This window comes from Catellatospora sp. NPDC049609 (assembly GCF_040675365.1).
Classification (GTDB): Bacteria; Actinomycetota; Actinomycetes; order Mycobacteriales; family Micromonosporaceae; genus Catellatospora.
The window spans coordinates 1-13,989 of record NZ_JBFAOU010000092.1; the positions used below are offsets into that span (position 1 = coordinate 1).

The following is a 13,989-nucleotide window of genomic DNA, read 5'->3' on the forward strand; positions in this document are numbered from 1 at the left end:
TGGGCACCCCAGGTGACCATCAGGCCGACGCTGCTCACCCGGCCGAGCAGGGCGGCCGGGCACGCGTCCTGGACGCGGGCCGGCTCTGTCGTCGTCGGCCCAGGCCTTGGGCGGCCCTGACCGCGGGCGGCCCTGGGTCGGGGGCGGCCCTGGGTCGCGGGTGGTCATGATCGCGGGTTGGTGTCGAAACGTGGATCACGGCTTCACCTTTCGGCACCAACCCCCGATCATGACTCGCGGCCCGGCCGGGGAGCGTCGGCGAAGGGCGGTGGCGCTGCCGAGGGCGGTGGCGGTCAGGGGTGGCGGAGCCAGAGCGGGCCGTCGGGGGTGTCGCGGAGCTCGATCCCGGCGGCGGCGAGCGCGTCGCGGACCCGGTCGGCGCCCGCCCAGTCGCGCTGCGCGCGAGCCTCCTCCCGCTGTGCCACCAGCGCCTCCACCAGGGGGGTGAGCAGCGCTGTCGGGTCGGCCGTGCCCGCCAGCGCACCGAGCCGCACGATCATCCCGCGCAGCAGGCCGTGCGCGTGCTCGCCGGAGTCCGAGGTGAGCGTGTCGGCGCCCCAGTCCCCGATGGCCTGCTCCAGGTCGAGCACCGCGGTGACGCAGCCGTCCACGTCCCGCTCGGCCAGGGCGCCGGAGAACCGCGCCTCGGCCTCGTCGGCCGCCTCCCGCAACGACGCCGCGACGACCGGCCCGCCCGGAGTGACGATCGTGCTGCTCCCGGCACCGCCGCCCGCCGCGGGACGGGGCGCCCCGGGGTTGTCGGCTACGCCGTGCGTCAGGAAGGTGCCGTCCCCCTCCTCGAAGGGGAGCGGGAGGACGGTGCCGGTGGGGTAGACGGTGCTGCGGCCGGCGCGGCGCAGGGTGAGGGTGCCGTTGCCGAGGACGGTGGCGGTGCGGGCGACCAGGTCGCAGACGAGGGCGGTGTGCTCGTCGACGCCGACGATGAGCGTGCCGTCGGGCAGCTCGCGTTCGAGGCGGGCCAGGCGGGGCTCGCCGAGGTAGCAGAAGCGGGTGTCGTGGTGGCCGCCCTCGGCGTTGTCGTAGTGCGGGACGACGACCGCGGGCACGCCGGTGAGCTGGTGGAACAGGTCGAGCCCGGGGGCCCATCGCGGGTCGGTGCCGGCCTTGTAGATCTCGTACACGGGGATGGTGTGCGAGCCCAGGGTGAGTGCGGCGGCGCTGGCGAAGACGAGCACGTCGGCCTGGGTGAGCAGGGTGGGCAGCTCGGTGTCGCGCCACTGGCGCAGGGCGTACGTCGGCGAGCCCGGCCCCGCGAAGATCCACTTCGCGCCGCGCAGCGCGGCCAGCGCCCGCTCGCGCTCCAGGCCGGGTGGGGGAGCCTGGCGCCAGGAGACGACGTCGACGGCGCGCCCGACGCTCTGCGCGAAGTAGCCGACCGCTCGCGCGCTGATCTCGTCGGCGTTGAGCTGGAACCCGTACGGCGTGTCCAGCAGGGCGGCCGGAGCGTCGTCCGGCAGCGTGGCGAAGAACTGCCGGTGCGGCTTGATCATGGTGGGGGTGGTCTCGCCGGAGCCCATGATCACCAACAACTTGGTCATACGTTCTCCTCGCTGCGCCGGTCGGCGGCGTGGGCAGGGTTCACCAGGGGGACAGCCTGCCTAGACCAGCGTGAGCAGGTCGGCGGCGAGCAGGTCGGGGTGCTGGGCGTGCAGGTCGTGGTCGCTGCCGGGATACCAGCGCACGGTCGCGCCGGGCAGCGCCGCGGCGGCCCGGTGCACCGGCTCGGCCCGTTCCTCGTCCGGGCCGGCGGCGGGCAGCAGCAGCGCCGGCACGGCGATCAGGGGCAGGTCGGGGCCGGGCGGGTCGTCCCACATCGAGCGCAGGATCGCCAGGTGGCGCGGGATCGTCAGGCGCCGCTCCATGGTGCCGTCGGGGCGTACGCGCATGTTGGCCAACGTCGCCTCGCGCGCCGTCGCCGACCAGTCGGCATGCGCCGAGGCGAGCCACTGGCGCATCGTCTCGGCGGGCCGGCCGTCGATGTCCTGCGGGCGCAGCACCCGCTCGCAGGTCTCCCAGTCGGGGAACCGGCCGCACAGGTCGATCCAGCCGCCGTCGACGAGCCCGATGGCACCGGGCAGCTCCGGATGCTTGGCGGCCAGCCGCACCACGACGTTGCCGCCCCAGGACTGGCCCACCACGACCGGCCGGTGCAGGCCGAGCGCGCCGATCACCGCGGCCAGGTCGGCGGCGGCGGTCGCGGTGTCGTACCCGGACTCCGGCGCGTCCGACTCGCCGTGCCCGCGCAGGTCCACCGCCCAGCTCGGGTGCCCGGCCGCGGCAAGCGCGGCGGCGACCTCGTCCCACAGCCGCGCGTTCGACGACAGCCCGTGGACCAGCAGAAACGGCCTCGCCGAGGCGGGCTGCCCGACCCGGGGCGCGTCAGCCGGCGAGCCCTCCGGCGCGGCGGGTGGGACCCGCCGAGGCACGCCTCCCTGTTCGCCGTGCGGACCGTCGGCTGCCGAGGCGGCGGGCCGGTGGCGCAGGCGCAGCACGACGCCGGGTTCGACCTCTACCGCGACGACCTCGTCCTCGTTCACATGTACGAACTTAGAGGGAAACCGCCCGCAGCGCAGCAGCCGCCTGCTCCGGCGCGATGTCGTTGACCCACGCGCCCATCGCCGACTCCGACCCGGCCAGGTACTTCAGCTTGCCCGGCGCCCGGCGCGAGCTGATCAGCCGCAGGTGCAGGTATCCGAGGTCGCGGCCGTCGCGCACCGGGGCCTGGTGCCAGCCGGCGATGTACGGCATGTCCAGGCCGAACAGCCCGTCCAGGCGCCGGGTCAGCTCCGACCACAGCGGCGCGCAGGCGTCCAGCTCGTCGTCGGTGAGCGCGGCCAGGTCCGGCACCTGCCGGTGCGGGGCGAGATGGATCTCGTACGGCCAGCGCGCCGCGTACGGCACGAACGCGGTCCAGTGCTCGTTGGCGGCGACCACCCGTTCGCCCGACGCGCGCTCCCCGGCGAGCAGCTCGGCGTAGAGGTTGCCGCCGCCCTGCTCCCGGTGCCTGCGGGCCGCGTCGAGGTAGCGACGGGTGACCGGGGTGACGTACGGGTACGCGTAGATCTGGCCGTGCGGGTGGTGCAGCGTCACGCCGATCTCGACGCCCCGGTTCTCGAAGCAGAAGACCTGCTCGACGCCGGGCAGCGCGGACAGCTCAGCCGTGCGGTCGGCGAACGCGTCCAGCACGGTGCGCACCCGCGACACGGGCAGGTCCCGGAACGAGGCGTCGTGCTGCGGCGAGAAGACGACCACCTCGCAGCGCCCGCTGTCGCCGGAGAACGAGGGGAACCGGTTCTCGAACACCACCACGTCGTAGTCGTCGGCGGGCACCTCGCTGCGGAACTCCGGCTTCGAGGGGCACAGCGGGCACTCCGCCGCGGGCGGCAGGAACGTGCGGGTCTGGCGGTGCGCGGCGATCGCGACCCACTCCTCGGTGAGCGGGTCGAAGCGCAGCTGCGCGGGCGGGGGCGGCGGGGGCAGCTCGCGCTCGTCGACGGTGGCGCGTACCGCGTCGTCGTGCTCGTCGAAGTAGATCAGCTCGCGGCCGTCGGCCAGGGTCGTGGTGGTGCGCTTCATGAGGTCATCTCCACAGCGGTGTACTCGCTGACGTCGACGGGCGGCTCGGTGTCGGTGATCAGCAGATCGACGGCGCTGAGCGGGCAGATGGAGGCGATGCCGAGCGTGTCCCACTTGGTGTGGTCGGCCAGCACCACCAGGCGGCGGGTGGCGGCGATGAGCGCCCGGTTCGTCTCGGCCTCGAGCAGGTTCGGCGTGGTCAGGCCGGCGTCCACGCTGAGCCCGTGCACGCCGAGGAAGAGCTGGTCCACGTGCAGGTCGCGCAGCGACGCGACGGCGATCGGGCCCACCAGCGCGTCGGACGGGGTGCGCGTGCCGCCGGTGAGCACGACGGTCTGGTCCGGCCGCCCCGAGCGGTAGAAGACGTCGGCGACGGGGATGGAGTTGGTGACCACGGTCAGGCCGGGCACCTCGACCAGGCGCTGGGCCAGCCGCACGGTGGTGGTCCCGGCGGAGAGCGCGACGGCGCTGCCCGGGTTCACGTGCGCGGCGGCCGCTTCGGCGAGCCGGGCCTTCTCCGTACGCTGGCGCTCGGCCTTGGCGGCGAAGCCGGGCTCGTCGGCGACGCCGGACGCCGGCGCGGTCGCCCCGCCGTGCACCTTGATCACCAGGCCGCGCTCGGCGAGCACCTCCAGGTCCCGGCGGATGGTCATGTCGGAGACGCCCAGCTCGGCGACGAGGTCGGCCACGCGCACCCCGCCGGCGCGGCGCACCTGGGCCAGGATCGCCTGCTGTCGCTGCGGCGCGAGCATCGGACCTCACCTCCGAGAACTCACCGAAATCCAACAAGAGTCAACACCGTATCGTACGCGGACGCTCACCGGCAATGCGGCGACGCACTCCTGCCCGGCCGCTGCGCCGGCCCCGATGGCAGAACGGGCGCGTGCTGGCGGGAAGGGGGCGCGCGTGGAGCGGAAACGGGCGCGCCCCCGCCGGTGCGGCAGGGGCGCGGGTCGGGGTGCGCGGGCAGGCTCAGATGCCGTGGCCGCGGCGGTGCAGGGCGGTGAGGACGGTCTCGACCTTCACCGCGCCGGTGAGGGCGGCCAGCGCGATGGCGGCGCGCGGCTCGCGCCAGTTGTTGCGCACGCTCTCCCGGGTCCAGCGCCACGCCTGCCGCCGGTCCCCGGCCGCCGCCGACCAGCACGCGAGCTGGCCGTAGACCCGCGCCGCGCCCGGCCGGCAGCCGGAGATCTCCGGGTGGCGGGCCATCATCCAGCGCAGCGACGAGATCTTCGTCGTGTACTCGTACGCGTAGAAGCTGCTGCGCCCCCAGAGCACCCGCACCAGCGGCTCGTCGACGTGCACGATCGGGTGCCGGCGGGCGGCCCTCAGCAGCAGGTCCCAGTCCTCGTTCTGGCTGCCGGGGGCGTCCTCGGAGACCGGGCCGATCGCGCCGCCGGCCAGCAGTGCCTCGCGCCGGGCGACGAAGCCCGACGAGTGCAGCATCGACATCCGGGAGCGGGCCAAGTGGTCCACGGTCACCGTGTCCGTCCCGGCCAGGCGCGCGTGCACGACGCCCTCGAACTCCACCTCGACCGCACACGTCGCGAACTGCGCGCCCGGCTCCCGCACCAGCGCGTCGACCTGGCGGCGCAGCTTCGCCGGGTGCCAGCTGTCGTCGTCGTCGCAGAACGCCACCAGCTCGGTGTCCAGCGCCGTGATGCCGGTGTTGCGGGCCCCGGCCAGCCCTACCTGGCGCCAGTTCGACAGCACCAGCACCGGCCGGTCGTCGGTGACGGCGAGCGCGGCGTCCGGCTCGGCCTGGTCGAACACCACGATCACGCGCAGCGGGCCGGGGTAGTCCTGCGCGCGTACCGCGTCGAGGGCCTTGCGCAGCAGCTCCGGGCGGTTGCGGGTGGGGATGACCACGCCCACCGCGGGCCAGTCCCGCGAACCGGCCGGCGGCGCCTGCGCGGTCGCGACGGCGCCGGTCGGGCCGGCGGGCGCGGCCGGGTGGGTGGCGGGGCGGGCGCCCCGGCTGCCGTCGAACCGGCCGGTGTTGGGCTTGGGCTTCATCGGTGCGCTCCCACGATCTCTGCGGAACTGCTCAACGGGTACCCGTACGCCCGCAGCAGCGGCGCGCAGACGGCCCCGACCAGGGCGCGCTGGCGCGGCGGCAGCTGCCGGCGCCAGGCGTCGTCGCGGCGCAGGTCGATGCGCCCGACCGTGAAGCGCATCGGGTTGCCCGCGGCGCTGTGGCCGCGGGACAGCTCGACGGCGTCGTCGTGCAGGAAGTCCAGGTCCATCACGGACGGGTCCATGCCGATGAAGGCGGCGATCCGGCGCACCGTGTCGCGCGGCCGGTCGAGGAACTCCTCGTAGCGCACCCGCCGCACCGCGACGCCGCGCCGGCGCAGCAGCCCGAACGCGGCGTTGTGCGCGTTCCACAGCAGCGCGCTGCGGGTCGGGGCGTAGCGGGTCATCTCCTCGGTGCCGTCCGTCTCGGGCCGGGCCACCGTCTTGGTCCAGGAGTACGCCACGCCGCGCGCGTCGCGCACCACGTGCAGCACGCGCAGGTCGACCTCGTCCGACCAGCGCAGGCAGTGCGCCAGCGCGCTGTGCTTGGACGAGTCGATCACGACGCGCGCCCCGGCGACCTCGGCCGCCGCCGCGTAGATCTTCGCGTAGTAGCCGGCGTACTCGCTGACCAGCGCGGTGAAGTCCCTGGCTGGCCGCTGCGAGCCGGCCAGCCGGGGGATGTGCCGGGTGCGCTCGACCAGGTCGCGCAGGGCCAGGATGCGGTGCACGTCGACCCGGTGCCAGCCGCCGAAGGCGGCGACGCCGACACGCTGCCAGAAGCCGCAGCGGCTGAACCGCTCGCCGCAGCCGCAGCGCTCGTCGTCGCGCAGGTCCCGCTGCCACAGGTGCACGATCTCGCCCAGGGCGCAGACGCCGGGCAGCTCGCCGAGCACCCGCTCGATCAGGGTCGTGCCGCTGCGGCCGAGTCCACCGACGAAAAGAACCCTGGTAGTCATACGTCCCCCACTGCTGCGCCACGGCGTGACGCGCCTCGTGCGGTATAACGACCGAACAGCGTTGATGGTCTGTATTGTCTGATTTCGTGGCTTTTACGGGGACTGTCTATGGCCGAAGGGTGCGCCTCGCCGGCACCTGGTTCGACGCGGTCACCGAGGAGACGGTGGCCGACAGAGTGCTGGCCGCGCTCGAACGCGGCGAGGGCGGCCGCATCCTGACCCCGAACGTCGACATCATGCGCCTGGCCGCCGGCCGAGGCGTCCGCGCCGCCGAGGTGCGCGGCTTCCTGGAGGACGCCAGCCTGGTCGTCGCCGACGGCATGCCGCTGGTCTGGGCCAGCAGGCTGGCCCGCACGCCGCTGCCCGAACGGGTGACCGGCTCCGGTCTCATCTGGACCCTGAGCGCCGCGCTGGGCCGCGCCAACCGCTCCATCTACCTGCTCGGCGGCTCGCCCGCCGACGAGACCGGCATGGACGGCGCGGTCAAGGCCGCCTCCGTGCTGGCCGCGGGCTGCCCCGGGCTGCGCATCGCGGGCCAGGTCGCGCCGCCGTTCGGCTTCGACCTCGACCCCGACACCTGCGCGCGCGTGTACACCGACGTCATCGAGGCCAAGCCGGACTTCGTCTTCGTCGGCCTCGGCTTCCCCAAGCAGGAGCGCGTCATCTCCGACCTGCGCGCCGAGCTGCCGTTCACCTGGTTCATCGGCTGCGGCGCCGCGGTCGGCTTCGTCGCCGGCGAGCTGCACCGCGCGCCCATCTGGATGCAGCGCAGCGGCCTCGAATGGGCGCACCGCCTGGCTCAGGAGCCCGGCCGCCTGGCCGGCCGCTACCTCGTCCACGACCTGCCCTACGCCGCCCGCCTCCTCACCACCGCCGCCCTCCGCCGCAAGTAGGCCAGGGGCCCTCCGCACGCCTCATCGATGAAGTTGCCCGGCGAATCTGTTCAGCGGTGTACGGGGGCACTACCCTGGTGATGACCCTGGGGAGGGATCGCCATGACAGCAACAGCCGAGAGGTTTGCGAACCAGCAGGTGACGAACGTGGAGAACGACCACCCGTTCGATCCGTTGATCGATCTTGATGGCATGTGGACCGTCGAGGTGGCCGAGCGCTACCTGCCCATCCCAGGACTTCCCTTGGTGAAGTACGAATGCTGGGACGGGAAACTGTTCATGGCTCCATACGAGGCCGCGCGCAACTCCTACGGCGCGATCGAGCTGGCCGCGGCGTTGCGGCAGGGCGCGCGAGAAGCGGGCCACTACATCTACGGCACGGTCAACCTGACGATGGGCGCCCTCGACCGCTGGATTCAGCCCGATCTGACAGTGCTGGACAGCCCCCAGAGCGGCACCTGGGCCGCTGCTGAGCACTGTGTCATGCCGGTCGAGTTCATCAGCCCGACGAGCCGTCGCCGGGATCAGATCAACAAGCCTGCGGCCTGCGCGCAGGTGGGCATCGAGTGGTTCATGACCGTCGAGCTCGACGCCGCCCGCGATCTCGCCGTGGTGGAGCTGCGCCGCCTGGTCGACGGGCAGTACCAGCTCGTCACCCGGGCGATGTCCGGGCAGCGGTTCCAGATGGCCGAGCCCTTCGCCGCCGACTTCGACCCCGCGGACCTGCTCGCCCGCTGACGGTGTGGCGCGACGTCCGTCCAGCGCGGCTCACGACCGCCATCCCCGGCTGCCGCCCCGCCCGGCGTGGTGATCACGGTGGTGGGGTGGCGACACGCCGTCGAACGCGCCCATAAGTTCATGATCAACGGGGTTGGGGGCGGTGGAACCAGGGGTCGGTGGCGGTGGTGCGGAAGGCGGCGAGGGGGGCCGGGTCGGGGCGGAGGGCGAACTCGCCGGAGGGGGTGCGGTGGTCGGGGTTGGACTCGAAGTAGAGGACGGCCTTGATCTGGGTGTTGGCGCGGAAGACGCGGTGGGCGTCGTGGAGCCAGTCGGCGCGCTGTGACGCCGACCAGGCGCGGGAGACGCCGTACTCGCCGATCATGATGGGGTGGGGGCGGGCGGCGGCCCAGTGCAGGAACGGCTCCAGCAGGTCGCCGACGGGGGTCAGCTCGCTGCCGGCGTACACGTCCACGCAGGTCCAGTCGACCTGGTCGTCGCCGGGGTAGAAGTCCTGGGCGCGGCCGGTGGCGAAACCCTTCTCGGTGGGGCACCAGACCCAGGAGACGTTCCGCGCGCCCTCCTCCGCGAAGATCGCGCGGGTATGCCGCCACGCGGCCACGTACTCGTCGGGGGAGCCGACCTCGGCCAGCAGGTTCGGGCGGTCCATCTCCCAGCGCAGCCGCAGCAGCACCGGCACGCCGAGGTCGCGGGCCTGCCGGGCGCGCTCGCGGATCACCTCGTCGTGCTCGCCGAGGACGACCTCGGCGCTGGGGCCGCCGGTCCAGCTGAACATCAGCGTGGCGCCCGACTCCAGGAACGTCCGGTCGGAGCTGGTGCCGAACTCCTCGCGCAGCCTGCGGTACGTGTGCACGACGTCGAGCCGGCGGCCCAGGTCCCGCTCGAAGTCGGCGACGCCGGTGACCCGCCCGGCCTGGGTGAGGCTCTCCGGGCGCACCCAGGCGCCGAGCAGCGCGCCGGTCGCGGGTGCGGCGGCGGGCCCGCCGGAGGCGAGCGGGGAGCGGGCCTCGGCGGGAGAGGAGGGCGCCACCGCGATGCCGCGGTCGGCCCGCGGCGGGGAGCCGCACGTGGCGAGCATGGCCACGGCGGCTACCCCGGCGAGGATCCGCAGCGGGCGACCCGCACCGCTGCGCCGGCCGGCCGACATCTCAGTCGACGGGCCGGGTGCGGCGGGCGACGTACAGCACGTTCACGGCCCAGCGGCCGCCCCAGCCGGTGCGGGCCACCAGGTCGTCGACGGCCTTGGCGACGGTACGCAGCCCGCGCCGGCCGTACCAGCCCTGCGTGAACAGGGCGAAGCCGCGCTGCTCGACGATCGTGAAGCCGTGCCGGTCCAGCAGCTCGGCGACCTCGGTGTGGTCCAGCTCGGCGAACCAGGGCGAGCCGGCGTGCCGGTGGTGGCGCAGGTGACGCAGCGAGTGCCGGTTGCCGTGGTTCTCCACCACCAGCAGCCCGGCGTCGTAGTTGGGCAGCACCTTCGCGGAGAACGCGATGGCCCGCTCGCGCACCTCGGCGTCCACGTTGAGCAGCAGCCGGAAGATGGTGACCAGGGCCGGGACCTCGGTGGGCTCGGGGTCGGGCACGTCGCCCTCGGCCTCGACCAGGTGCAGGTCGGCGTAGGCGCCGACCTCCTCGGCCTTGGCCAGCATCGCGGCCGACGTGTCGTAACCGTGCGCGCCGCGGACCAGGCCGTGCAGGATGCGGATGGCCCGGCCGGTGCCGCAGGCGAAGTCGTGCTGCACCGGCCTGCGGTAGGGGAACGCCCGTTTCGCGAGCCTCCTCAGGTAGGCGCGCTGGCGCCGATTTATCGCCGAGGCGTAGCTGTCCGGGGCGTACACGACGTGCTCGTATTTCTCGACCGTCGCCTCGTCCTGGAAGATCTCGGTGTAGTCGGCGCGCATGCGTTTCCTGGTCCTTTTCTCTTCGTGCTGTCGGTGCTCACCGCTCCGCTACGGAGTGGCCTTGACGTTGTTCCGGCGGCCCGGCCGGGCGGCCTTGAGCAGGGCCCGCAGGCCCAGCCGGTCGTGGAAGCGGCGCAGGCCGCCCAGGTACACCCCGGTGGCCAGCACGAGGGCGGCTCCGGCGCCGACCGCCTGGCCCGGCACGACCAGGCGCACCAGCCAGGGCAGCACGCCGAAGCTGGTGGCGGCGAGCGCCATCGCGGTGCGGGTGCCGGGGCCGAACGGGTGCAGCCGCAGCGAGCCGGCCAGCTGCGCCAGCGGCAGCAGGTTGTTCACCGCGACCGCGGCGGCCAGGCCGATCGCCGCGCCCAGCACGCCGAGGCGGGGGATGGTCAGCAGGTCGATGCAGACCATGGTGGCCAGCGCCAGCAGGACGTTCATCAGGTTCCAGGTGGTGCGGCCGGCCATGGACAGCACCATGTCGACCATCCCGCAACCGGTGCTGATGAGCATCGCCGCGGCCAGCACCCGCACCGCCGGGGCGGCGGAGGTGTACGACGGCCCGAACAGTCCCAGGTAGAGGTCGGCGTAGCAGGCGACGACCAGGTGCAGCGGCCAGCTGATGAGCACCAGCCAGGCGGTGGCGGTCTGGTAGAGCCGCAGCGCGCCCGCGCGGTCGCCGACGGCCAGCGTCTCGGCCAGGCGCGGCTGCACGACCTGCGCGATGGAGCCGTTGGCGAGCTGTCCGAGCACGACGAACCGGCCCGCGACGGCGTACGCGGCGGCCGGGGCGAGCCCCGCCAGCCCGGCGACCATGAGCACGTCGACCCGCTGCAGGGCGGTCTGCGCCGCGTTGGCCAGCGCGCGCGGCGCGGTGTAGCGCCAGAACGCGCGCGCCACCGGGCGCCCCTCGATCCGGGCGGCGCGCCGGGCGCCGCGGGTCAGCGTCGGCTCGCGGTGCCACTTGCGCCAGACCAGGAACCCGGCGATCGCGGCGACCGGGACGTACGGCAGCACCCAGGCCAGTGCCCAGGTGGGCGGGGGTGCGACCGTGCCGGACAGCAGCGCGGCCACGGCCAGGGTGCCCACGCAGAGCAGCTGCGTGGCGGGCCGCATGATCTTTTCCAGCAGCACGGTGGGGCGCATCATGCGGTAGCCGCGGGTGGCCGCCAGCAGCGCCTCCGACAGCGCCGCCACCGGCAGGAACAGGGCCAGCGCGGCCAGCGGGGCGGCGTAGTCGGGCACGAAGCGCGCGGCGGTCAGCCACACCGCCGTGCCGAGCGCGACGCCGAGCACCGCGACCGGGATCAGGCCGCTGCGCAGGCACGGGCCGATCAGCTCGGGCCTGCCCTGCGCCCGCAGCCGGGCCGGCCAGTACACCATCGCGGTCGGCGTGCCGAGCCGCGCGATCCCGCCGACCAGCACGAACGCGGAGGTGGCGGCGAAGAACGAACCCGCCGCCGTCGGGCCCAGCCCGCGCGCCACCAGCCAGGTCACGCCGACCCCGGCGAGCGCGGCGAGCCCCGCCCCGGCCAGGTTCGCGATGCCGCCCCGGGCGAACCCGGAGATCCCCGCGGCCGGGTCGGCCGGTGCGGCCCCCGGCTGCGGGGGGACCACCGGCGCGGCGGTGGCCTGCGGGCCGGCCGGCGGGGCGAGCGGGCCGGTCACGCGCGCCAGCTCGGCGTACGGCCCAGCCAGCCGGCCAGTTCGGCGTCGTGCGGGGCGTAGTGCGCGGTCAGCTCGGCGCGCAGCCGGGCCGGCATCGGCGCGCTGCGGGGCCGGGCGTTGTGCTGCTCGAACTCGGGGTAGCTCAGGTGCGGCAGGCCGAGGAACGCCAGCACCGTGTCGTACACCGGCTTCGGGTCGGCGAAGAAGCGCTCGCTCTCCACCACCAGGATCCGGTCGCGGCCCACCTGCGCGGCGAGGCGGCGCAGGTAGACGGCGTACTCGCCGCGCGAGCGGTAGCCGTGGTGCTGGTGCGAGAACGAGTACGCGTGCTGGTCGGCCAGCAGCCGCTCGCGCTGCCCGCGCAGCCGGGCCGGCTCCAGGTCCAGCGCCTGGGCGAAGTCGGTGACCGTCTCGAAGCCGCGGGCCACCTCGTGCGCGTGCTGCGAGTACGCCCGCTCCACCGGGTCGCGCACCAGCACGATCAGCTTGACCTCGGGCAGGTCGCGGGCGATCCGTGCCCCGGCGTGCGGGTGGTAGAGGTAGTACGGGCTGGACTCGAACGTCTGCGGCGGCACGCCCAGCTCGCGCTCGACGCGGGCGGCGGTGCGCCGCAGCGGGAAGTGCCCCTGATACCAGGCCCGGCCGCGGTGGTAGCTGGTGTCGAAGTAGTGCACGCCCTTGTGCAGCACCGCCTTGAGGATCGCGGGGTGCGCGGCGAGCGCCCGGTAGAGGGAGGTCGTGCCGCAGCGCTGCCCGCCGCAGATCAGGAACGACGGCAGCATGCGCGCACCCGCGGTCATCCAGCCGACCGAGCGGGACCCGATGTGCACGACCTTCTTGACCGACTCCGGCACGTTCGACGTCTTCACTTGCTCTCCATGCGTGAGGCGTGGGCCGGGGGACCCGGCTACAGCGACCGGACCTTGCGGATCAGCACGGGCAGCAGCCAGGTGCCGGTCACCCCGAGGCGCGCACCCGCCTCGGCCTGCCGGTCACTGAGATAGCGCGTGGCGAGGTCCACCAGGTAGAGCAGCGCGACGATCTCGGCGCTGCCCGGCGCGACCTCGAACGGTTCCAGCAGCGCCGCGGCCTGGCGTACGGTCGACTCGACCGCGGTCTGCGCGTCCACCCCGGCCTGGATCTGCCGCTGCAGGTCGTAGTGGACGGCGTCGAAGCCGAGCGGCACGCCCGGGGTGAACCGTTCCCAGTCCCAGACGAGCAGCGCGCCGGCGACGTTGGCCATGTTCCAGGGCGCCCAGTCGCCGTGCCACGTGCCGTAGCGCAGGTTCAGCTCGGCGGCGTGCTCGACCAGCGCCCGCGCCGCCTCGAACAGCTGCGCGACCTCGGTCGCGGCCCGGCCGGACCCCTCCGGGGTGTCGGCGACCAGCTGGCACAGCCGGTTGCGCAGGTCGGCCCAGTACGGGCTGGTGGCCAGCCAGCCCTGGCTCAGCCCGCACGCCCCGGCGACCTCGGCCATGGCGCGGTGCAGGCGGGCCGGCGACAGCGGCATGCGCGGCTGCCAGACCGGCAGCGCGGACTGCACCAGCACCTGCAGGCCGCGCCACTGCCCGGCGTGCAGGATGCTCGGCACGACGATCTCGGACATCCGCACGTGCGACAGCGCGGACAGGGCGGCGGCCTCCGCGCGGACCAGCCGCCGGGTGAGCGGGCCGACGCCGAACTTGGCGAAGCCGATGGTGTGCCCGCGCGGGTCGAGCAGCTGGAGCACCGGCTTGCGGTTGGCGCGGGCCGGGCCGATGTGGATGCTGACGTGCAGCGGCGTGCCCAGCGCCTCGGACAGGTACCGGTCGACCGTCTCGCCGCCGCTGTCGGTGCTGGTCAGCCGGACACGGTCGCGCACCAGCGTGGTCCACGCGCCGGAGCTCAGCGCCATCGCGACGGCGTCGCGCTTGAGCCGGCCGATGCGGCCCTGCGGCTCGGAGAAGCGGCGGACCGCGGCCGCGGCGACCCGGCGCGACGCCGTGGGGACCAGCAGCTTGCAGCGCCGGGCGTCGGGGATGGCGAGGTACTCCACGACGCTGCGGGCCTTGCGGCCCTGGCCCGGTGCGGCCGTCGAGCAGCCCGGGTAGAGCAGCTCCAGCACCTCGCGCAGGTACTGCCCGCGCAGCTGCGCGTCGCCGGTGGCGACCTGCGTCGCGGGCGTGTCCACCGCGGTCATGCGGCCACCTCGCCGCAGTACGCGGTCGACCGGCGGCT

Annotated in this window: 13 protein-coding genes; 2 read left to right on the forward strand and 11 right to left on the reverse strand. The window is 74.3% G+C overall.

Annotated elements, in window-relative coordinates:
• Window positions 1–293 precede the first annotated feature (293 nt).
• The 6 genes from AB0J67_RS23745 to AB0J67_RS23770 all read right to left on the reverse strand — a co-directional run bounded on the left by AB0J67_RS23745 (window position 294) and on the right by AB0J67_RS23770 (window position 6,572).
• Window positions 294–1,559 carry a hypothetical protein gene (locus AB0J67_RS23745; RefSeq protein ID WP_363485622.1) on the reverse strand — a complete coding sequence of 422 codons (1,266 nt, stop codon included), beginning with the start codon at window positions 1,557–1,559 and terminating at the stop codon, window positions 294–296.
• Window positions 1,560–1,619: 60 nt separating this feature from the next.
• Window positions 1,620–2,558 (reverse strand): alpha/beta fold hydrolase, encoded by a 939-nt coding sequence (locus tag AB0J67_RS23750; protein WP_363485623.1) that lies wholly within the window; start codon window positions 2,556–2,558, stop codon window positions 1,620–1,622.
• A 10-nt stretch (window positions 2,559–2,568) separates the two neighbouring features.
• Entirely contained in the window at window positions 2,569–3,597 is a 1,029-nt protein-coding gene (galT, locus tag AB0J67_RS23755; RefSeq protein WP_363485624.1) for a galactose-1-phosphate uridylyltransferase, read from the reverse strand.
• Entirely contained in the window at window positions 3,594–4,349 is a 756-nt protein-coding gene (locus AB0J67_RS23760) for a DeoR/GlpR family DNA-binding transcription regulator (protein ID WP_363485625.1), read from the reverse strand. The genes galT and AB0J67_RS23760 overlap by 4 nt, the downstream gene beginning before the upstream one ends.
• 220 nt (window positions 4,350–4,569) lie before the next feature.
• Window positions 4,570–5,613, reverse strand: a complete 1,044-nt coding sequence (locus tag AB0J67_RS23765) for a glycosyltransferase (RefSeq protein ID WP_363485626.1) — start codon at window positions 5,611–5,613, stop codon at window positions 4,570–4,572.
• Entirely contained in the window at window positions 5,610–6,572 is a 963-nt protein-coding gene (locus AB0J67_RS23770) for a sulfotransferase (RefSeq protein WP_363485627.1), read from the reverse strand. The genes AB0J67_RS23765 and AB0J67_RS23770 overlap by 4 nt, the downstream gene beginning before the upstream one ends.
• Window positions 6,573–6,691: 119 nt before the next feature.
• On the opposite strand from AB0J67_RS23770, the gene AB0J67_RS23775 reads away from it, so the two are divergent.
• Both AB0J67_RS23775 and AB0J67_RS23780 read left to right on the forward strand, forming a co-directional pair.
• Window positions 6,692–7,465, forward strand: coding sequence for a WecB/TagA/CpsF family glycosyltransferase (locus AB0J67_RS23775; RefSeq protein ID WP_363485628.1), 774 nt, complete (start codon window positions 6,692–6,694; stop codon window positions 7,463–7,465).
• A gap of 147 nt (window positions 7,466–7,612) precedes the next feature.
• A complete protein-coding gene (locus tag AB0J67_RS23780) occupies window positions 7,613–8,203 on the forward strand; it encodes a Uma2 family endonuclease (RefSeq protein ID WP_363485629.1) in 591 nt (196 codons plus the stop codon).
• 124 nt (window positions 8,204–8,327) lie between these two features.
• On the opposite strand, the gene AB0J67_RS23785 is transcribed toward AB0J67_RS23780, so the two are convergent.
• The 5 genes from AB0J67_RS23785 to AB0J67_RS23805 form a co-directional block, all read right to left on the reverse strand.
• Window positions 8,328–9,281, reverse strand: coding sequence for a glycosyl hydrolase (locus AB0J67_RS23785; protein WP_363485645.1), 954 nt, complete (start codon window positions 9,279–9,281; stop codon window positions 8,328–8,330).
• Between the two features lie 70 nt (window positions 9,282–9,351).
• Window positions 9,352–10,104 carry an SAM-dependent methyltransferase gene (locus AB0J67_RS23790; RefSeq protein ID WP_363485630.1) on the reverse strand — a complete coding sequence of 251 codons (753 nt, stop codon included), beginning with the start codon at window positions 10,102–10,104 and terminating at the stop codon, window positions 9,352–9,354.
• A 48-nt stretch (window positions 10,105–10,152) separates the two neighbouring features.
• Window positions 10,153–11,772, reverse strand: a complete 1,620-nt coding sequence (locus AB0J67_RS23795; RefSeq protein WP_363485631.1) for a lipopolysaccharide biosynthesis protein — start codon at window positions 11,770–11,772, stop codon at window positions 10,153–10,155.
• Window positions 11,769–12,641, reverse strand: coding sequence for a sulfotransferase (locus AB0J67_RS23800; protein WP_363485632.1), 873 nt, complete (start codon window positions 12,639–12,641; stop codon window positions 11,769–11,771). The genes AB0J67_RS23795 and AB0J67_RS23800 overlap by 4 nt, the downstream gene beginning before the upstream one ends.
• Before the next feature lie 38 nt (window positions 12,642–12,679).
• Complete coding sequence (locus tag AB0J67_RS23805; RefSeq protein ID WP_363485633.1) at window positions 12,680–13,951, reverse strand: hypothetical protein; 1,272 nt, start codon at window positions 13,949–13,951, stop codon at window positions 12,680–12,682.
• Window positions 13,952–13,989: the final 38 nt, after the last annotated feature.